Origin of the sequence: Streptosporangium sp. NPDC051023, from assembly GCF_040689595.1 — a bacterium.
In the GTDB taxonomy this organism is placed as follows: domain Bacteria; phylum Actinomycetota; class Actinomycetes; order Streptosporangiales; family Streptosporangiaceae; genus Streptosporangium.
The window spans coordinates 1-19,477 of record NZ_JBFBCE010000057.1 but is presented as its reverse complement, the minus strand read 5'-3'; the positions used below and the strand labels follow the sequence as shown (position 1 = coordinate 19,477).

The 19,477-nt window shown below is 70.1% G+C and carries 19 protein-coding genes; 15 read left to right on the top strand and 4 right to left on the bottom strand.

Annotation, left to right across the window (positions count from 1 at the left end):
- Positions 1-119 precede the first annotated feature (119 nt).
- The 8 genes from proC to AB0395_RS30880 all read left to right on the top strand — a co-directional run bounded on the left by proC (position 120) and on the right by AB0395_RS30880 (position 7,526).
- A complete protein-coding gene (proC, locus tag AB0395_RS30915; protein WP_366287165.1) occupies positions 120-914 on the top strand; it encodes a pyrroline-5-carboxylate reductase in 795 nt (264 codons plus the stop codon).
- 69 nt (positions 915-983) lie between these two features.
- Entirely contained in the window at positions 984-2,246 is a 1,263-nt protein-coding gene (locus tag AB0395_RS30910; RefSeq protein ID WP_366287163.1) for an MFS transporter, read from the top strand.
- A 151-nt stretch (positions 2,247-2,397) separates the two neighbouring features.
- The gene (locus AB0395_RS30905; protein ID WP_366287161.1) at positions 2,398-3,561 is read left to right on the top strand and encodes an acetoin utilization protein AcuC; all 1,164 of its coding nucleotides are present in this window, start codon (positions 2,398-2,400) and stop codon (positions 3,559-3,561) included.
- 183 nt (positions 3,562-3,744) lie between these two features.
- On the top strand, positions 3,745-4,533 hold the full coding sequence (locus tag AB0395_RS30900) for a phosphatase (RefSeq protein WP_366287230.1): 789 nt from the start codon (positions 3,745-3,747) through the stop codon (positions 4,531-4,533).
- A gap of 322 nt (positions 4,534-4,855) precedes the next feature.
- Positions 4,856-5,059, top strand: coding sequence for a helix-turn-helix domain-containing protein (locus tag AB0395_RS30895; RefSeq protein WP_012887307.1), 204 nt, complete (start codon positions 4,856-4,858; stop codon positions 5,057-5,059).
- Positions 5,060-5,353: 294 nt separating this feature from the next.
- On the top strand, positions 5,354-5,452 hold the full coding sequence (locus tag AB0395_RS30890) for an AURKAIP1/COX24 domain-containing protein (protein ID WP_018654693.1): 99 nt from the start codon (positions 5,354-5,356) through the stop codon (positions 5,450-5,452).
- 23 nt (positions 5,453-5,475) lie between these two features.
- The gene (locus AB0395_RS30885) at positions 5,476-6,513 is read left to right on the top strand and encodes an NAD-dependent epimerase/dehydratase family protein (RefSeq protein ID WP_366287159.1); all 1,038 of its coding nucleotides are present in this window, start codon (positions 5,476-5,478) and stop codon (positions 6,511-6,513) included.
- A gap of 5 nt (positions 6,514-6,518) precedes the next feature.
- Positions 6,519-7,526 (top strand): lysophospholipid acyltransferase family protein, encoded by a 1,008-nt coding sequence (locus AB0395_RS30880; protein ID WP_366287157.1) that lies wholly within the window; start codon positions 6,519-6,521, stop codon positions 7,524-7,526.
- A gap of 51 nt (positions 7,527-7,577) precedes the next feature.
- On the opposite strand, the gene AB0395_RS30875 is transcribed toward AB0395_RS30880, so the two are convergent.
- The 3 genes from AB0395_RS30875 to AB0395_RS30865 form a co-directional block, all read right to left on the bottom strand.
- Positions 7,578-8,444, bottom strand: coding sequence for an HAD-IB family hydrolase (locus AB0395_RS30875; protein ID WP_366287155.1), 867 nt, complete (start codon positions 8,442-8,444; stop codon positions 7,578-7,580).
- A 49-nt stretch (positions 8,445-8,493) separates the two neighbouring features.
- Positions 8,494-9,204, bottom strand: coding sequence for a DUF5667 domain-containing protein (locus AB0395_RS30870; protein ID WP_366287153.1), 711 nt, complete (start codon positions 9,202-9,204; stop codon positions 8,494-8,496).
- 97 nt (positions 9,205-9,301) lie between these two features.
- On the bottom strand, positions 9,302-9,946 hold the full coding sequence (locus tag AB0395_RS30865) for a sigma-70 family RNA polymerase sigma factor (protein ID WP_366287151.1): 645 nt from the start codon (positions 9,944-9,946) through the stop codon (positions 9,302-9,304).
- A gap of 204 nt (positions 9,947-10,150) precedes the next feature.
- On the opposite strand from AB0395_RS30865, the gene AB0395_RS30860 reads away from it, so the two are divergent.
- The gene (locus AB0395_RS30860; protein ID WP_366287149.1) at positions 10,151-12,022 is read left to right on the top strand and encodes an antibiotic biosynthesis monooxygenase; all 1,872 of its coding nucleotides are present in this window, start codon (positions 10,151-10,153) and stop codon (positions 12,020-12,022) included.
- A gap of 45 nt (positions 12,023-12,067) precedes the next feature.
- Here AB0395_RS30860 and AB0395_RS30855 read toward each other — a convergent pair whose 3' ends face one another.
- On the bottom strand, positions 12,068-12,316 hold the full coding sequence (locus AB0395_RS30855) for a glutaredoxin family protein (RefSeq protein WP_366287147.1): 249 nt from the start codon (positions 12,314-12,316) through the stop codon (positions 12,068-12,070).
- A gap of 294 nt (positions 12,317-12,610) precedes the next feature.
- On the opposite strand from AB0395_RS30855, the gene AB0395_RS30850 reads away from it, so the two are divergent.
- The 6 genes from AB0395_RS30850 (at position 12,611) to AB0395_RS30825 (ending at position 19,382) form a co-directional block, all read left to right on the top strand.
- Complete coding sequence (locus AB0395_RS30850; RefSeq protein WP_366287145.1) at positions 12,611-13,318, top strand: redox-sensing transcriptional repressor Rex; 708 nt, start codon at positions 12,611-12,613, stop codon at positions 13,316-13,318.
- 133 nt (positions 13,319-13,451) lie between these two features.
- A complete protein-coding gene (locus tag AB0395_RS30845) occupies positions 13,452-14,774 on the top strand; it encodes a glutamyl-tRNA reductase (protein WP_366287143.1) in 1,323 nt (440 codons plus the stop codon).
- Entirely contained in the window at positions 14,771-15,691 is a 921-nt protein-coding gene (hemC, locus tag AB0395_RS30840; RefSeq protein ID WP_366287142.1) for a hydroxymethylbilane synthase, read from the top strand. The genes AB0395_RS30845 and hemC overlap by 4 nt, the downstream gene beginning before the upstream one ends.
- Positions 15,688-17,268, top strand: coding sequence for a uroporphyrinogen-III synthase (locus AB0395_RS30835; RefSeq protein WP_366287140.1), 1,581 nt, complete (start codon positions 15,688-15,690; stop codon positions 17,266-17,268). Before hemC ends, AB0395_RS30835 begins: the two co-directional genes overlap by 4 nt.
- A gap of 134 nt (positions 17,269-17,402) precedes the next feature.
- Complete coding sequence (hemB, locus tag AB0395_RS30830; protein ID WP_366287138.1) at positions 17,403-18,389, top strand: porphobilinogen synthase; 987 nt, start codon at positions 17,403-17,405, stop codon at positions 18,387-18,389.
- Positions 18,390-18,743: 354 nt separating this feature from the next.
- Positions 18,744-19,382, top strand: a complete 639-nt coding sequence (locus tag AB0395_RS30825; protein ID WP_366287136.1) for a bifunctional DNA primase/polymerase — start codon at positions 18,744-18,746, stop codon at positions 19,380-19,382.
- Positions 19,383-19,477 lie beyond the last annotated feature (95 nt).

Genomic DNA, 19,477 nt, shown 5'->3' with positions numbered 1-19,477 from the left:
CATCCGGTTCAGGGCACCTCGACACCGCGCCGCCGTCCGCATAGTGGCCTGCTTTGGCGGCTCATCCTGCCAGCCCCGTAGGCTGGTCATCCGCTTTTTCTCATGCAAGGTGTGCTGTCATGATCGCGATTCTGGGAACCGGGAAGATGGGCGAGGCCCTGCTGTCCGGGCTGCTGCGGGCCGGGTTCGAGCCGGACGGCGTGCTGGCGACGGCGCGGCGTCCGGAGCGGGCGGCCGAGCTGGGAGAGCGGTACGGCGTGCAGGTCGTCTCGAACGCCGAGGCGGCCAAGAGCGCCGAGACGATCATCCTCGCGGTCAAGCCGCAGGACATGGCCTCCCTGCTGACCGAGATCGCCCCGCACGTCCCCGCCGACCGCCTGGTGATCTCGGCGGCGGCCGGCATCACGACCTTGTTCGTCGAGTCGAGGCTTGAGGCCGACATTCCGGTCGTGCGGGTCATGTCCAACACCCCGGTGCTGGTCGACGAGGCGATGAGCGTGATCTCGGCGGGCGCCCACGCCTCTGAGGAGCACCTGAGGCGGACCGAGGACCTGCTGCGGCCGGTCGGCAAGGTGCTGCGCATCCCCGAGTCGCAGCAGGACGCCGCGACCGCGCTCTCCGGCAGCGGTCCCGCCTACTTCTTCTACCTCGTCGAGGCCATGGTCGACGCGGGCATCCTGCTCGGCATGCCCCGCGCCGCCGCGCTCGACATGGTCACCCAGTCGATCGTCGGCGCGGCCATCATGCTGCGTGACTCCGGCGAGCACCCGGTCATCCTCCGCGAGGCGGTCACCTCTCCCGGCGGCACCACCATCGCGGCCATCGCCGAGCTGGAGCGCCACAGCGTTCGCGCGGCCTTCCTGGCCGCCATCGAGGCCGCGCGGGACCGCAGCCGCCAGCTCGCGGGCGGCTGACCCCTCCTTTAATAAAGTTTCCTACGTAAGGCATCATTTCCCTGGAACTTCGGTGGGAATGGGGCAATCGTGGGGCAGGCCGTACGAACTGGTGATCGAGGAGGACGGCAGGGACCGGCGGTCTGGTCGCGGAGTTTCACACTGTTCTTCACCGCGCGGTCTGTCTCCATGCTCGGCGCCGCGATGGTCCCGTTCGCGACGGCGGTCGGCGTCGGCGCGCTGGGGTACGGCCCGACCGGGGTCGGGCTGGCGCTGGCCGCGTGGATGGCGCCCTTCGCGGTGCTGATCCTGTTCGGCGGGGTGTTCGCCGACAGGTTCACACCGCGCCGCATGATGATCGGTGCGGACACGGTCAGGGTGGTGACCCAGGGGCTCCTGGCCGCGCTGTTCATCCTCGACAGGCCGCAGCTGTGGCAGGTGCTGGTCATCTCGGCGGTCAACGGCGTCGCCGCCGCCATGTACCAGCCGGGCGTCTCCAGCACGGTCCCCCGTGTGGCCGGGGACGTGCAGAAGGCCAACGCCACCCTGCGCGTCTCCGAGTCGATCATGCTGCTGGCCGGCCCAGGAGTCGCGGGGGCGATCGCGGGCTTCTCCAACGTCGGGGTCGTCTTCGCGCTCGACGCCGCCGGGTTCGCGATCAGCGCGACCTGCCTCCTGCTGCTGCGCCTGCCCGTGGTCGCCGCGGCCCCCGCAGAGGACTCGATGTGGCGCAACCTGCGCGGTGGCTGGCACGAGTTCAGGTCCAGGACCTGGATGTGGTCGGTGATCCTGATCTGGATCATCTTCGGCATCACCCTGTTCGGCCCGATGATCCCGCTCGGCTCTGTGCTGATCACCGACGGCCTGGGCGTGCGCGCCTACGGCCTGGTCATGTCCGCCTCCGGCGCGGGCACGATCGTGGGAGGCCTGATCGCGATGCGGATGCGCCCCGCGCGGCCGTTGATGGCCGGGGCGGTCGGCCTGTTCGGCCTGACGCTCGAGCCGCTCTCGATCGCCACCGGGATGCCGCTGTGGGCCCTGATGGCCGCGCACGTGGTCGGCGGCGTTGGCTGGGCATTCTGGTCGGTCATGTGGGCCACGAGCGTCCAGACCCAGGTACCGGCCGAGGCGCTCAACCGCGTCACCGCCTACGAGGTCGCGGGATCGACGATCGCCGTCCCGATCGGCCAGGCGCTGGCGGGCCCGCTGGCCGCCGTGGTCGGCGCGCGGGAGATGCTGGTCGTCTCCTCGGTCGTCGCGGTGTGCGGCTGCGCCTCGCTGCTCCTGGTGCCCGCCGTCAGGAGGCTGAGCCGGGTGCAGGAGTCCGTGCCCGTCATGGAGACGGCCGCGTAAACCTGCATGGGCGCACGTGCGGTAACGTCGGCCAGGGTGGGAGATCCGGCCGCGAGGTCGCGCCGGTGAGCCGGGTTCCGGGCGCGGGAGCGCCGGATCGCCCCGTGACCGCGGCGCGACGAGCGGTGTCACGATCGAACAGGGAGGGCGCATGAGCCGGTCCGTGCGGGTCGTCTGGGACGATGCGCTCACCTCGTACAACTTCGGGCCAGGGCATCCCCTCGCGCCCGTGCGGGTCGAGCTGACCATGGCGCTTGCCAGGGAGCTCGGTGTGCTGGACGCGGTTGAGGTGACCGGTTGCGCGCCCGCGACGGACGACGAACTGGCGCTGGTCCACAAACGTGACTACATCGAGGCCGTCAAGCGGGCCTCGGCCGCGGGGGAGCCCGACCGGGTCCACGGGCTCGGCACCGAGGACACCCCCTCCTTCGCCGGGGTGCACGAGGCCTCCGCGCTGATCACCGGCGCCACCCTCGCCGCGGCCCGCGCCGTGTGGAACGGCGAGGCCGAGCACGCGGTCAACGTGGCGGGAGGCCTGCACCACGCGATGACCGAAGCCGCGAGCGGCTTCTGCGTCTACAACGACCCCGGGGTGGCGATCGCCTGGCTGCTGGGCCAGGGCGCGACCAGGGTCGCCTACGTGGACGTCGACGTGCACCACGGGGATGGCGTCCAGGCCATGTTCTACGACGATCCCAGGGTTCTGACGATCAGCCTGCACGAGAGCCCCCGCACCCTCTTCCCCGGCACCGGCTTCCCGGAGGAGCGCGGGGCGGAGGGGACCGCGGTCAACGTCGCGCTGCCCGCGGGATGCGGTGACAGCGGCTGGCTGAGGGCCTTCCACGCGGTCGTGCCGCCGCTGCTGCGGGAGTTCGCCCCCGAGATCCTCCTCACCCAGCACGGCTGCGACAGCCACGCGCTGGACCCGCTGGCGCATCTCATGCTCAGCGTGGACGGCCAGCGCGCCGCCTACGCCGCGCTGCACGAACTGGCGCACGAGACCGCGGGCGGCCGTTGGATCGTGACCGGCGGAGGGGGATACGAGCTCGTGCAGGTGGTGCCCAGGGCGTGGACCCACCTGATCGCCGAGGTCTCCGGCCACCCGCTCGCTCCGGGGACCGCGACCCCGCAGGAGTGGCGGCGGTTCGTCGCTGAGCGGACGGGGGAGACGGCGCCGCTGACGCTGACTGATGGCAGAAATCCGGAATTTCGTGATTTTTCTGCTGGTTATGATCCAGCGGACCCCATCGACCGGGCCATCATGGCGACGAGGAAGGCCATCTTCCCCTTCCACGGGCTGGACCCCCACCCGTGATGGTGGGGAGGGCGCCGGTCGCCGGCGCCCGGCCGTGACACGCGGCGTCGCGACCGGCGGGAGCGTCCCGGCGGAGGGACGCCGTGACAAGGGAACGAGCGGATGAACGACGAGGGAATCCAGCAGGCGGCGGGACGGATACCGCCGATGACAGGCGATGGCCGCCGCCCGATGGCGGGGCGGGTGGCGCCGATGACGCGTGACGACCTCCGCGAGCATCTGGTCCGCACCCGGATCGCCGGTGACGTGGCGACCAGCAGGGAGAACAACCTCGACCACTACCGGTCGCTGGCCAACCGGGACCCGTACCACATGTTCGGGCTGACACCGGAGGGCCGCTGGGCCTACCGGGACGTCCTGGAGCTGATGGCCAAGTCCGCCGGGGTCGTGGCCGATCCCGGGCACAGGCAGGGCCAGGACACCATCGACCCCGACCGCACCATCGACGCCATCGAGGCGATGGGCGACACGGTGGCCGCGGTGCTCAGCGGCGGCGCGCCCAGGATCCTCCTCGCGACCGGCCACCCCACAGGCCTGCTCACCATTCACATGGCCCTGGCCAGGCTGCTCAGGGAGCGCGGCGCGACGCTGATGGACACCGCGGAGGGCTGGTCCTACTGGAACCAGGGGTTCGGCCGCAGGCGCAAGATCCGCTACATGGACGACGTCGCCATGCTGGACGACCGGGGCGCCTTCGTGCACACCCACGACGCGACCCCGATGGAGGCCATGATCGCCGAGTTCGGCGACGAGCGTCCCGATCTGGTGATCGCCGACCACGGCTGGGCCGGGGCGGCGGGCGAGGCGGGGATCCTCACGGTCGGGTTCGCCGACAGCAACGATCCGGCGCTCTTCGTCGGGGAGGCCGAGGGCAAGATCGCGGTGACCGTCCCGCTTGATGACAATGTGCTACCAAGGTATTACGCTCCGCTGACTGATCACCTGGTCGAGAGGGTCGTGCGAGCCCTCTGAGGCGGGCGTTGCGCAAATCGGTCCGTCCCTATACGGGCTTTTCGCGCCTGCATTCCACGCACCTCGCCGACCGTTTGCCAACTTTTTGGCTGTTGTGGGCGACTCTAATAGGAGACAGTTGGTCCGTTCCAAGATCGAGGCGAGGGGCACGGTCCGGCTGCTGGCCAGCGACTTCCTCCGTTTCGCTGACATGGGACTGCGAAGACTGAGACAGTAGGGGGTTTGCACACTCGGAGTCCCGACTTACGCTGACGGCAGTACACGTGCGTGAGCAATGGCACCAGTGGGGATAACCCGGAAACACGTGCGGAAGAGGCGTCCGATGGGTGCAGGCGAAAGACCTCTCAGTGAGGTGAAGTTCCTGACGGTGGCAGAAGTGGCCACTGTCATGAGGGTGTCCAAGATGACGGTGTACCGACTCGTGCATTCGGGCGAGCTGCCGGCCATCCGGGTCGGTCGATCTTTCAGAGTGCCTGAGCAGGCGGTTCACGACTATCTCAGGGATGCCTACATCGAGGCGGGTTGAAGCGGTCCGAGCCCGACGAGCGAGTGAGGCGGTGGGGTCCAGGTGACCCGGCCACCAGGCAAGCGAGGAACGGTGAGCGACCGACGGGCCCTGACCCTCCGGGTGAGACCGGTGGTATGGGCCCGGCCTTCGACGAGATGGCGGCGAGGTAGCGACGTGTTCGTCACGTCGTGAGTTCCAGTACCCGGGGTCCCCCCAGGGGGCGATCTACCATGGATCGCCGGTAGTCTGTTGAGCCGGTGTGCTTTTCGCGCACCGGTCGACAATCTCGGCTACCAGCTACCTGGGGGTCCCGTGGGCTCTGTGATCAAGAAGCGCCGTAAGCGCATGGCGAAGAAGAAGCACCGCAAGCTTCTCAAGAAGACCCGCATCCAGCGGCGTAACAAGAAGTAGCGACGCGGATCTGCGAGGCGCGCATGACCCATACCGTGCTTGTCACCGGGGTCTCGCGCCACATCGGCGCCCGAGTGGCGAGCGTTCTCGCGGCTGACCCGGACATCGATCGGGTCATCGGAGTGGACACGGTGCCGCCGCCCTCGCTCTCACGTGATGGCGGCGTACCTCTCGGCCGGACCGAGTTCGTCCGCGTCGATCTGCGCAGCCCCGACATCGCCCAGGTGATCGCGGCCGCCGACATCGACACTGTGGTTCACATGAGCCTGGTCAGCGCTCCCCCGAGGAGTGGTGGCAGAGCCCTCATGAAAGAGCACAACGTCATCGGCACCATGCAACTGCTCGGTGCCTGTCAGCGGTCCGCGACGGTCCGCCGTGTCGTCGTCCGCTCAACCACGGCGGTCTACGGCTCGTCCCCGCACGACCCGGCGGTCTTCACCGAGGACACCGAGCCGGGTGAGCCGCCGGGCCATGGCTACGCCAAGGACGCATCGGAGGTCGAGGGCTACGTTCGCGGCTTCGCCAGGCGGCGTGCGGACGTGGTCGTCTCGATGCTCAGGTTCGCGAACTTCATGGGTCCCGGCATCGACTCGCCGCTGACCCGTTACTTCACCCAGCCCGTCGTGCCGACCGTGCTCGGCTTCGACCCCCGGCTGCAGTTCATCCATGAGGACGACGCCGTCGAGGTGCTCAGGCGGATGGCGCTGGAGAACCACCCCGGTACGTTCAACGTGGCGGGGGACGGCGTGCTGCTGCTGTCGCAGTGCGCCCACAGGGCGGGCCTGCCGTCGCTGCCCATCCCCTCCCCGGCGTTCCGGTTCATGGGTGATCTCGTCCGCGGCGCGGGACTGGGCGGTTTCTCCTCCGAACAGATCCGCCTGATGCGCTATGGCCGAGTGGTCGACACCACCCGGCTCGTCTCGGCCCTCGGCTGGAGACCCACGTTCTCGACCGCGGCCGCCTTCGAGGACTTCGTCCGCGCGAGGGACCTCGCGGGCGGGCTGCCCTCGGCCATGATGGACCTGCTCTCCCAGACGGTCGAGCAAGCAATGAAAAGGTGACCGAGATGGCCGGAGAGCCGCGGGACGCGCGAGTGATTCCCATCACACGCGCCCGCTCGGCGGGGGAGCCCGGCGGCGGGGCCGCGCACGAGCCTCCTGACGCGTCCAGGCACGAGCCTCAGGGTAGGACGGCGTCCGGGGGCGACCGTTCCGCGCACGAGTCCCCGCGCGGCGGCCGTGACCTCGCGGAGCTGCTGGCCTTCCTGCGCCGCCGTGTCACCGGGCAGTACGACGTCGACGAGTTCGGATTCGACCCAGAGCTCACGGACAGGGTGCTGCTTGAGCTGATCCGCCCGCTGTACCGGCACTGGTTCCGTGTCGAGACCGTCGGCATGGACAACGTGCCCGGCGACTCCGGCGCCCTGGTCGTGGCCAACCACTCGGGCACGATCCCGCTCGACGCGCTCATGCTCCAGGTGGCGCTGCACGACGAGCATCCCGACCGCCGCGCGATCCGCCTGCTCGGAGCCGACCTGGTCTACCAGCTTCCGGTGCTCGGCCACCTGTCCCGCAAGACCGGCCACACCCTGGCCTGCCGTGAGGACGCCGACCGCCTGCTCCGCAAGGGCGAGCTGGTGGGTGTCTTCCCCGAGGGCTTCAAGGGTGTCGGCAAGCCCTTCTCCGAGCGCTACCGGCTGCAGCGCTTCGGCCGCGGCGGTTTCGTCGCCTCGGCCATCCGCGCGGGAGTGCCGATCGTCCCCTGCTCGATCGTGGGAGCCGAGGAGATCTATCCCAAGATCGGTGACCTGCGCCTCCTGGCCAGGGCGTTCGGCCTGCCGTACCTCCCGGTCACCCCGCTGTTCCCCTGGCTCGGTCCGCTCGGTCTGGTGCCGCTGCCGTCCAAGTGGGTGATCGGCTTCGGTGAGCCCATCCGCACCGACGAGCTCGACCCCGTGGACGCCGAAGATCCCATGCTGGTCTTCAACCTCACCGACCAGGTCCGCGAGGTGATCCAGCAGCAGCTCAACGAGCTCCGCCTGCGGCGGGGGCACGCCTTCCCGCCCTTTTTCTGAGCCCGCCACGCCTGGCCGAGGCCGCCGCGTGTGCCCGCGCCGTACCGGCGGTCACCTGGAACGGTAGAAACGGCGCAGGGCGACGGCGGCGGCCACGCCGCCCGCGAGCGCCCCTGCGCCCGCGGCGATGGGCAGCCCGATCATGGTGGCTTTACGGCCCGTGCGAAAATCCTTGATCTCCCACCCGATCCCCCTGGCGTACTCGTGGAGTTCGGCGTCCGGGTTGATCGCGGTCGCGTGGCCGACGAGCGAGAGCAGCGGCAGGTCGTTGGCCGAGTCGCTGTAGGCGGAGCAGCGGCTCAGGTCGAGGCCCTCCCTGCGGGCCAGGGCGCGTACGGCCTCCGCCTTGGCGGGACCGTGGAGCAGGTCGCCGACCAGGCGCCCGGTGTAGACGCCGTCTCTGGTCTCCGCCACCGTGCCGAGGGCGCCGGTCAGCCCGAGACGCTGGGCGATCACCCGGGCGAGCTCGATCGGCGTCGCGGTGACCAGCCACACGCGCCTGCCCGCGTCGAGATGGCTCTGGGCGAGGGCGCGGGTGCCCGCCCAGATGCGGTCGGCCATCACCTCGTCGTAGATCTCCTCGCCGAGCCTGACGATCTCCTCGACCTTGCTGCCCGCGACGAACGCCAGCGCGGTCTCCCTCGCCTTGGCGATGTGCTCGGGGTTCTCGTCGCCGCGGATTCGGAAGATGATCTGGCCGACCGCGAACCTGACCAGGTCCTTGGTGGTGAACAGGCCGCGCGAGGCCAGGCCCCTGGCGAAGTGGTAGATGGAGGCGCCGCGCATCATCGTGTTGTCGACGTCGAAGAAAGCGGCCGCCGTCGGGTCGGGCTTCGCCATCGGCAAGGCCACCGCCGCTGCGGCCGCTACCTCTCCGGCTGTCTCCGGTTCGTCCCGCCGTCGTAGTAGCCGCCTCATAGCACCTCAGCTTAACCGCCGGGCATGGGTGAAATCGGTGTACGAGCCGTTAGTCCCGGGTGACATCTTGTGAGTCGGTTGTCGTTTCCGGCTGGGTCAGTCCGTCGATGTAGTCGAGGTAGCCGCTGGCCCTGCGCCGGTCGTCCTCGTCCATCTTGGGGAGCATGATCTGGATCTGGTCGCGCTGCTTCTGGACGAAGCGTCTGAGCTGGCCCGTGCTCCTGGCATCACGGCGCTGCACCCGGGTGAGAGAGGTGACCGCGGAGCGGGTGGTGTCCTCCATGTCCTTGAGGGTCTTGTCGATCAGGCCGTCCTCCCGCTTGGTCGCGCCAAGGAGCTCCTCGACCTCGTGCGCGCGGGTCTCCGCGTAGCCGAAGGAGCGGTCGGCCCGCTCCGCGTCGTCGGTGCTCAGGTGGAACAGCGTGCTCTCCGCGGCGCGCTTGAGCGGATAGAGGGCGTCGCCCGGCATCGACTGGTAGGTCCCCAGGCCCGCCGCGACCATCGCGCCCGCCAGAGCCAGGCTCAGAAGCTGGGGGAAGAGGGTCGCGCGGCGCCTGGGCCGCGCGGGGACGACGGGCACGGAAGGCTCAGAAGGCTCGGAAGACAGGTCCTCCTGCTCCGTCGCGTTCATGAGGCGCTCGCGCAACTCGGCGCGGAACTCGGGCCGGGGATCGCCTCCCATCCGGGCGCCGAGCTCGGACACGCGATCCTGGATGTGCGTCTGCGATCTGCGTGAGATTCCGGGCAGCCACTTACCCATGAACGCTCCCTGCCGCCCCCAGGTCATGATCCGTCTGTGCACTTGCCTAACGACAGCCCCGCGTGCCAGGTTACGCGATACCTCACGATCGGCATGGTCAGCCGAGATCCGAGGGCAGAGCGCGGGCGAGTGCCCGGATCGCGCGAAACTGCAGGGCCTTGATCGCCCCGCTCTTCTTACCCATGACGAGTGCGGTCTCCGCCAGTGACATGCCGTGCAGGAACCTCAGAACCACGCACTCCTGCTGTTCGGGGCCCAGGGCGCGGACCGCGCTGAGCACCCGGTCGTTGATCATCGCGGTGACGACGGCGTTCTCCGGGATGTGCGGGCCGTCGAGGGGGATGTCGATCACCTGGGCGGTCGAGACCTCCAGGCGGTACCTGCCCGACTTGAAGTGGTCGGCGACCAGGTTCCTGGCGATGGTCACGAGCCAGGCTCCGAAGTCGCGCCCCTGCCAGGTGAAGTCGGCGATCCGGCGAAGGGCCCTCAGGAAGGTCTCGCTCGTGAGGTCCTCGGCCAGCGGGTGGGAGCCGACGCGGAAGTAGACGTACCGGTAGACCAGGTCGAGATAGCGGTCGTAGAGCGTGCCAAACGCATCCGTGTCTCCGGTTTTGGCACGCAGAACAAGCCTCCGGAGTTCCTCCGAGGCGTCCTCGCGCGTGGCGAGCTCGTTGCTGCGGACAGGCTGGGCCACCCCGGTGGTTGTGGGGAGGGGCCCGGCGAACCGCCACGTGTCTGGCATCCGGTATCCCTGTGGGGGAGGGGGTACGGCGTGCTCGAACACTCTAGGAAACTAAGCTGAAATTCCACAATCCACTTCGGAATGTCGTGACTAGCGGTAATCAGCCGATACGGTATGGCGCCGGTTGTTTCACACCGGTCCGGACAGCCCGTCATCAGTTCGGCTACCGGTTAGGGGGTAATGTCCGGCAGCATTGGAGGCACCATGAATCTCCTCGTCGCTGTCATCGCGTTCGCGGGTGCACTGCTCGCGGCCATCGCCACCATCGCTCTCGTTAGCCGTCTCCGGGATGAGCGCAAAGGGTGGCTGATCGCCTGGAGCATTACAACGACGACGCTGTGCGTGTCACTCGGAGTAATCGGAACCGGTTGCCTGATCGGGTTTGGGGCGACCACATTTCGCATTTACCAACTGACCGGCTCACTGCTCGCCCCGCTGTGGCTGGCCGTCGGAGTCGTCCAGCTCGTCGGACGGAAGTCCGCGGCCAGGTTCGCCTCCTGGCTCCTGGGGATCGCGTTCACCATCGTCGGACTGGTGATTATGATCTCCGACCGGGTCGACCTGGTGCAGGAGTTCACGACCAGCCTTCCGGTCGGCAGCCGCCACTGGGATGTCTTTCCCGCCTACTTGCTCTGGGTGACCCACGCGGGCGCGGCGCTCACCCTGCTGGGCGGGCTGGTGTTCGCGGTGCTGCGCTGGCGCGGCGGCGACGACTATGACGCGGACAACATGCACGCGCTGCTCGTGCTCGGGCCCACGGGTCTCGCCGCGCTCGGAGCCGTGAGCTTCGCGGTTCCCGGGATGTTCACCATTCTCCTTCTTAGTGTCACCGTTGCCGCGATCTGGTACGTCGTGCTCCGTCCGCTCGCGCCCTACGAGGACGAGGACGAGGAGACGGGGGCCGAGGCGCGGAGTGATTCCCGCCCGGCGCCCCGCAGGGCGGCCCCCGCGCAGCCCTTCCAGGACGTCCAGGTCGCCGGACGCCGCGCAGCGCCGCAGGAGCAGCAGGCGGGCAGGGCGCTGCCCGAGGACTCCTCCCGCCGCTCCGGGCTCGGTGACCTGGTGGCCGAATACCGTGCCGGAGAGCAGGACGTCGACTACGCGGCGCGCATGCGGCAGGGACCTCCCGCCCAGGACGACCCGTTCGGTGGCCCCGCGACGGGCATGTTCATGGCGGGCGAGTACGGCATGCCGCCCGCGGGCGGCCAGCAGGGCAGGCCCCCCGGTGCCGACTACGCCTCGCAGCCCCCCGTGACCGGTCAGTTCGGCATGACGTCAGGCGGTTTCGCGACCGGCGAGTATGACATCCCGGCCAACGAGTACGGCAGGCACGCGGGCCCCGGCGCCCAGCACGGCAGGCCCCCGGCCCAGGGCATCGGCGAGTACGGCAGGCCCGGCGGCCCCGTCACGGGCGAGTTCGCCATGCCCGACCCCGCGTACGGCGGGCAGCGGGACGGCAGCCTCAGCCCCATGCCCGCGGACCAGGCGTTCGGCGGTCCGGCCATGCCCGGAGGCCCCGCCGCCTTCCCTCCCGGCGGCCAGACGCCCCCGCAAGGCCTCGGCGGCGCCTCCAGGCACGCGCAGCTCCCCGACTGGGGGCAGGCGAGCCAGAGCGGGCACGGCCAGCCGCCGGCGGGCGTTCCGGGGTTCCCCGCCTACGGCGGTCCGCAGGGCGCTCCCCCCGAGACCGGCGCCCTCTACCCCGGGGCGATCGCCGAGCAGGCGGGCGGGTCCAACCGCCCCTCCCCGAGCATCTACGGCCTGCTGACCGTGTTCACCCTCCTCGACGGCACCGGTGAGATGTTCGACCGGCTGGCGGAGGAGACGCTCGAAGCCGTCCGCCGCGCCGAGCCGGACACCCTGATCTACGCGTGCCACTCGGTGAAGTCGGCCCCGCTCCAGCGCATCGTCTACGAGCTCTACCGCGACGAGGTGGCCTACACCGACCACCAGCGTCAGCCCCACGTGGAGCGTTTCGTCACGGAGCGGCAGAACATGGTGCTCGCGACCAACGTGATCGAGCTCAACGTCAACGCCGCGAAGGTGGTGCCGCTGCCCATGGTCTTCGGGATCTGAGCGGCGCGCGGCGGCCGTACGCGATCCTGGCGGCGGCCGGGACCCTCAGGACGCGAGCGCGGCGCGCAGGCGGCCCTCGTCGACGCGCCAGAAGTCGTGCTGGACGCCGTCGATCAGGGTGACCGGGATCATCTCCCAGTATTTGGCCTGCTCCTCCTCGGAGAGGGTGATGTCCCGCTCCTCCCAGGGAACGCCCAGTTCCGTCGCCACGCGCTCTATCACCGCTCGTGCGTCGTCGCACAGGTGACAGCCGGGCTTGCCGAACAGTGTGATGCGGTGATCCTGCGGTGCCATGTCCGCCACGGTAGCCCAGCAAGGGGGCGGTCCCCGCGGCGCTCCCAAGGGGTGGCGGCCGGCGACGGGGCCGCCCGCCGCGGGCGCGTCCGGCGGACGGCCGTCAACGGACGATCCCCACGGGACAGGAGAGCAACCTGGGAGATCTCCCAGGCCCATCCCATGGACGAAACTGTGAAGACCCACTTTGTGCACCGGTTCACAAAGGGACTAACCTGAAAGACAGTGGCCTCACCTCGTCATCCGTCGCGTCCGGGCCGCGCCGGCCGCCTGTCCCCCTGGAGCTCCGGCAACGTGATTCGCCGTCTTTCCCAAGCTCGTGAACGTGGCATTCCCGAGGCGACCGTCGCCCGGTTGCCGCTCTATCTGCGAGCGCTCAACGGCATGGCCGAGCGGGGCCTGGCGACCGTGAGCTCGGAGGACCTGGCTGTCGCCGCGGGGGTGAACTCGGCCAAGCTCCGCAAGGACCTCTCACATCTGGGCTCCTACGGCACCCGCGGGGTAGGCTACGACGTCGAGTACCTCATCTACCAGATCTCCCGCGAGCTGGGCCTCACCCAGGACTGGGCCATCGCCATCGTCGGAGTGGGTAACCTCGGGCGTGCGCTCGCCAACTACGGCGGGTTCGTCTCTCGCGGATTCCGGGTGGCCGCGCTCCTGGACGCCGACCCCGAGGTGGTCGGCGACCACATCGCGGGGCTGAACGTGGAGCACATCGATGAGCTGGAGGCCGTGATCAGGCGGCGGGGAGTGTCGATCGTGGTGCTCGCGACGCCCGCGGCGGCGGCCCAGCAGGTGGCCGACAGGGTCATCGCCGCAGGTGTGACGAGCATTCTGAACTTCGCGCCGGTCGTGCTCGCTGTACCCGACGGCGTCGATATCCGTAAAGTCGACCTATCGATTGAATTGCAGATCCTTGCGTTCCACGAACAGCGCAAAACGGATCGGATGACTGGGGGGCCCGCGATGGCCGAGGAGTGGCCCGAGGCGGTGGACTTGTGAACGACAGAGCCCGAGGAAACGGTGCCTCCCGATCGGAGGCGACCGGCGCGGGTGGTCGGGTCCGTCCACCGGGAGCGGGTTCACCGGAAGTGAGCTCGCCGAGAGCGGGCTCGCCGGGAGCGGGGGAGGGCCGATGAGCGTCCTCGTCGTCGGTCTCAGCCACAGGACCGCTCCGGTCGCCCTGCTCGAACGGGTCTCCGTCTCCGGCGACGCGCTGGTCAAGCTGCTCCACGACGTCCAGCAGGACGTCCGGGTCGCCGAGACCATGGTCGTTTCGACCTGCAACCGGGTCGAGGTCTACGCCGTCGTCGACCGTTTCCACGCGGCGGTCAACGCGATCTCCGAGCTGCTCGCCGTCCACTCCGGTGTGGCCATGGAGCGGCTCGCGGGTCACCTCTACGTGCACTACGAGGATCGGGCGGTCGAACACCTGTTCTCCGTCGGTTCCGGCCTTGACTCGATGGTCCTCGGCGAGGGGCAGATCCTCGGCCAGGTCCGCTCGGCGCTCAAGCTCGCCCAGGAGCAGGGCACCGTCGGCTCGACGCTCAACGAGCTGGTCCAGCAGACGCTGCGGGTCGGCAAGCGTTCCCACACCGAGACCGGCATCGACAGGGCGGGCGCCTCCCTCGTCGGCGTCGGACTCGCCCTCGCCGAGCGCGCTCTTGGCCCGATCCAGGGCAGGCGCGCCCTGGTGGTCGGCGCGGGCTCGATGAGCGCGCTGTCGGCCGCGACCCTGCAGCGGGCGGGCGTCACCGACATCGTGGTGGTCAACCGGACCCACGAGCGCGCCGTACGGCTGGCGCAGGCGGTCGGCGGCAGGGCCGCCGAGTTCGACAACCTCACGGCAGAGCTGGCCGAAGCCGACCTGGTCATCTCGTGCACCGGCGCGACCGACGTGGTCGTCACCGCCGACATGGTGTCCGCCAGGGAGATGTTCCTGCTCGACCTCGCCCTGCCCCACGACGTCGACCCTGAGGTACGGCGGCTGCCCGGCATCACCCTCGTCGACCTCGAGTCGATGCAGGACGGCAGCGCCGACGCGGACACTGACGACGGCGGGCGCGCCGAGGCGGTTGCCGCCGTGCGCGAGATCGTCGCCGGCGAGGTTGCGGCCTACCTGTCGGCCGAGCGCGTTGCGCGGGTCACGCCGACCGTGGTCGCGCTGCGCAGTAAGGCTGCCGACGTGGTCGAGGCGGAGCTCGGGCGGCTCACGGCGCGGGTGCCCGGCCTCGACGGACGGGTCCGCGACGAGGTCGCGCAGACGGTCAGGCGTGTGGTCGACAAACTGCTCCACGAGCCCACCGTGCGTGTCAAACAGCTCGCCGAGTCTCCGGCAGGAGATCATTATGCGGAGGCGCTGCGTGAGCTTTTCAATCTGGATCCGAAGGTGCCCGACGCGGTGAGAAGGGTCGAGTCGGCGGACCTTGAGACGAGTAAGAAGGAGGTGGGCAGATGAACGACGTCGCTCCTCCGCTCAGGCTGGGCACGAGACGCAGCCTCATGGCGATGACCCAGTCGGGCCTGGTCGCCGCCCGCCTCACCGAGCTGACCGGCCGCGCTGTCGAGCTGGTCGGCGTCACCACCTTCGGCGACGTGACCAAGGCCAACCTCACGCAGCTCGGCGGGACCGGCGTCTTCGTCAGCGCGCTGCGCGACAAGCTCATCGAGGGCGAGATCGACATCGCGGTCCACTCGCTGAAGGACCTGCCGACCACGCAGGACCCGCGCGTGGTCATCGCGGCCATCCCGCCTCGCGACGACCCCAGGGACGCGCTGGTCGGCACCACGAAGCTGGCTGACCTGCCGCCGGGAGCCAAGGTCGGCACCGGCTCCCCGCGCAGGGTGGCCCAGCTCCGGATGCTCCGCCCCGACCTGGAGTACGTCCCGATCCGCGGCAACGCCGACACCCGCATCGGCAAGGTGACCTCCGGCGAGCTGCAGGGCGTCGTCCTGGCCGCCGCCGGGCTCGGACGCCTCGGCCGTGAGGCCGAGATCTCCCAGATCTTCGAGGTCGAGGAGATGCTCCCCGCCCCGGGGCAGGGAGCGCTCGCCGTCGAGTGCCGTGCCGACCGCGCCGACCTCGTCGAGTTCCTGAGCGTGCTCGACGACGCCAAGACCCGCGTCGCGGTGACCGCGGAGCGCGCGGTGCTCAACGCCCTGGAGGCGGGGTGCGCGGCCCCGGTCGGTGCGTACTCCGCCGATCACGGGCAAGATCTGTTCCTGACCGCCGCTGTCGTCGCCGTCGACGGCAGCAGAGCGGTGCGCAAGTCCACCGCCGGGACCTCTTCGGCGCCGATGGATCTCGGCCGCGACCTCGCGGCCGAGATGATCGCCGAAGGGGCAGGCACGTTGATAGGGGAGCGAGCACATTGAGCTCCGGAAGTACCACCTTTGAGCGCCCGAGCGGGTTCGTCGCCTTCGTGGGCGCCGGGCCCGGTGACGAGGGCCTGCTCACGCTTCGCGGCGCCGACCTGCTCTCGAAGGCCGACGTCGTCGTGCTCGACCGGGAGTCCTACGGCGCGCTGTTGCGTCACTGCAGGGAGAACGTCGAGGTCGTCGACACGGCAGAGGAGGAGACAGCCTCGCTGAGGGCCGTCACGGCGGCCAAGGGCGGGCGCGGCGTCGTACGGCTGTGCGCGGGCGACCCGATGTTCTTCTCCTCGATCACCGAGGAGGTCGCGGCCTGCGCCAAGGCCGAGGTGGATTTCGAGATCGTCCCAGGCGTGCCTCCGGCGACGGCCGTCCTCACCTACGCGGGCATTCCCGCGGCGGTCTCCGTCCCCGAGTTCCGGGTCGTCGACGCGACCCAGGTCGAAGACTGGTCCGTCCACGCGGCGGGCGCGGGCACCCTGGTGATCTACAACGGCGTCGCCCAGGCCGTCGCGATCGGCAAGGCGCTGATCGCCGCGGGCCGTCCCGACTCGACGCAGGTCGCGATCAGCAGCGCGGGCACGACCACCGAGCAGTACACCGTGGTGACGACCCTCGGCCGGATCGCGCCCGACCTCAAGCACGCCGGGATGACCGAGCCCGCGCTGATCGTGGTCGGCGAGGCCGTCGCCATGCGTGATCGCCTGTCGTGGTTCGAGACCAAGCCGCTGTTCGGCTGGCGGGTTCTCGTGCCCAGAACCAAGGAGCAGTCGGCCGGGCTCGTCGAGCAGCTGCACTCCTACGGCGCGGTGCCCGAGGAGGTCCCCACGATCTCCGTCGAACCGCCACGCACCCCGCAGCAGATGGACAGGGCCATCAAGGGCCTGGTCACCGGCCGCTACGAGTGGGTGGTCTTCACCAGCGCGAACGCCGTCAAGGCCGTGCGCGAGAAGTTCGAGGAGTACGGCCTCGACGCCAGGGCCTTCGCCGGGCTCAAGGTCGCCGCGGTCGGCGAGGCGACCGCGCGGGCACTGGTCAGCTTCGGGGTCAAGCCCGATCTGATGCCGTCGGGCGAGCAGTCCTCCGAGGGCCTGGTCGCCGAGTGGCCGCCGTACGACTCGATGCTCGACCCGATCAACCGGGTCCTGCTGCCGCGCGCGGACATCGCCACCGAGACCCTGGTCGCCGGGCTGACCGAGCTGGGCTGGGAGTGCGACGACGTGACCGCCTACCGGACCGTCAGGGCCGCGCCTCCGCCCGCCCCGACCCGCGAGGCCATCAAGGGCGGCGGGTTCGACGCGGTGCTGTTCACCTCGTCGAGCACCGTGCGCAACCTCGTGGGCATCGCGGGCAAGCCGCACAACGTCACGGTCATCGCCGTGATCGGGCCGCAGACCGCGAAGACCGCGGAGGAGTTCGGGCTCAGGGTCGACGTCATGGCCGACAAGCCGTCGGCCTCGGCCCTCGCCTCCGCGCTGGCCGAGTACGGCGCCAAGCAGCGGCAGGCCGCGCTCGCGGCCGGAGACGTTCCCCGCAGGCCTTCCCAGACCCGGCGGGGAGCCCGGCGCCGCGCCAAGTAACCTGAAATGGCAGTCACGGGTGCCGTGCGGCGGCAGGTGCCGGCGGCACCCGAAAGGCCATGAACCAACCGAATACGTCCCCCGGCTCCTCCACCTCCGTGGTGCCCGTGTGGCCGGGGGGAGGGGGAGACACCATGACCGCCCAGTTCCCTGTCGCGCGCCCGCGAAGGCTTCGCCGTACGGCGGCAATGCGCAGGATGGTCGCAGGAACCAGGCTGCACCCCGCGGAGCTGGTGCTGCCGGTGTTCGTCAAGGAGGGCATCGACGAGCCGAACCCCATCAGCTCGATGCCCGGAGTTCTCCAGCACACGCGTGACTCGCTGCGCAAGGCCGCCCACGAGGCGGCGGAGGCGGGAGTCGGCGGCCTGATCGTGTTCGGCGTGCCCGCGGTGAAGGACGCCCGCGGCTCGGCGGCCGACGACCCCGACGGCATCGTCCAGCGTGCCGTCACCGACCTCGTCGCCGAGGTCGGCGACGCGCTGGTCGTGATGACCGACACCTGCCTGGACGAGTTCACCGACCACGGCCACTGCGGCATCCTGACCCCTGCCGGGGAGGTCGACAACGACGCGACCCTGGAGCGCTACGCGTCCGCCGCGGTGGCCCAGGCCAGGGCCGGGTCCCAGGTCATCGCGCCGAGCGGCATGATGGACGGCCAGGTCGCCGCGATCCGCGCCGCGCTGGACGCCGACGGCTTCGAGCAGATCCCGATCCTGGCCTACTCGGCCAAGTACGCCTCGGCGTTCTACGGCCCGTTCAGGGAGGCCGCCGAGTGCGCGCCGCAGTTCGGCGACCGCAACGCCTACCAGCAGGACGCGGCGGGACCGGTCGGCGAGGCGCTGCGCGAGGTGCGCCTCGACCTCGAAGAGGGCGCGGACGCCGTGATGGTCAAGCCCGCGCTCGCCTACCTCGACATCCTGCGCCAGGTGCGCGACCTGGTCGACGTGCCGGTGGCCGCCTACCAGGTCAGCGGCGAGTACTCCATGGTCGAGGCGGCGGCGGCGAACGGCTGGATCGACCGGGACCGCGTCATCATGGAGTCCCTGATCGCGATCCGCAGGGCGGGGGCGGACATGATCCTCACCTACTGGGCGACCGAGGTGGCCAGGAAACTCGCCTGAGCCGGGCACCCGCGCGCCCCGTAGGCCCCGTACCCGCCGGGCCTGGCGGGTACGGCCCAGCACGTCGGCCCTGTCGTCCGGGCGGCGAGGGCCGGATCCGCGGACTCGATGTGACTCGGAAAAGCTCGTATCCGAGACCGTCGACGGTTCCGGGGGCGGGGTGAGACGAGAGGCACACGCTGAGAACTGGGGGTTTGCCGCTTGCGTCTGGGGTCTGTGCGTTAGAGTGCGAGGACCGGTGCGGATGTGTCCCAGGTGGTGTAGACCCTGGCTGTCTGACTTCTCTCGCTGACCCAGTGTGGGCATGTCGTCGCATCCGAAGGCACGCGGGACGCGCGGACGACGGAGGACACGATGGTGGGGGTACCGCTGACTCGTCGTGGCAAACGACGTGCTCATCCGAAACAGATGATCAACTCGGTGCTGGAGTACGCCGCCCTCGGCTGGGCGAGCTGTCCCGGGGCGCGCCCGCTGCACAGCGGTTCCCGCGCCTGCTCGTGCGATCGCATCGGCTGTCCTGACGCCGGTGCCCACCCGCTCTCGCGTGCCTGGCAGATGCAGGCGACCACCGACCCCACTCTGCTGAGCCACTGGTGGCATCGCGACCCCGAGGCGAACGTGATCCTCCCCACAGGCAGGGTCTTCGACGTCTTCGACGTGCCGCTCGCCGCGGGCCTCGCCGCCTTCGCGAACATGGACTCCACCGCAGCCGCACAGGGCCCGGTCGCCGCCAACGGCGACCGGGCCCTGTTCTTTGTGGCCACCCGCAACGCCTCGGACGACGAGGACGAGTGGTGGTCCTGCCCCCTCGACTACGGTCCCTCGACCATCGAGGAGATGCCGGGCCTGCGTTGGCACTGCAGTGACAGCTACGTTCTCGCCCCGCCGTCTGTCCTGCCCACCGGCAAGGCGGCCTCGTGGCTCCGTCCCCCCGACGGGCGCCCGCTGCCCGACCCGCTGCTCGTCCTGGAGCAGCTCGCCGACACCTGCTGATTGCGGCTGTGCTTATTTGCGACGCCTGGCGGCGTCGCGGGCCTGGGCGCCCCAGTGCCGGTGCCTTCCCTCGTCGCTCAACACCCTCGCAGCAG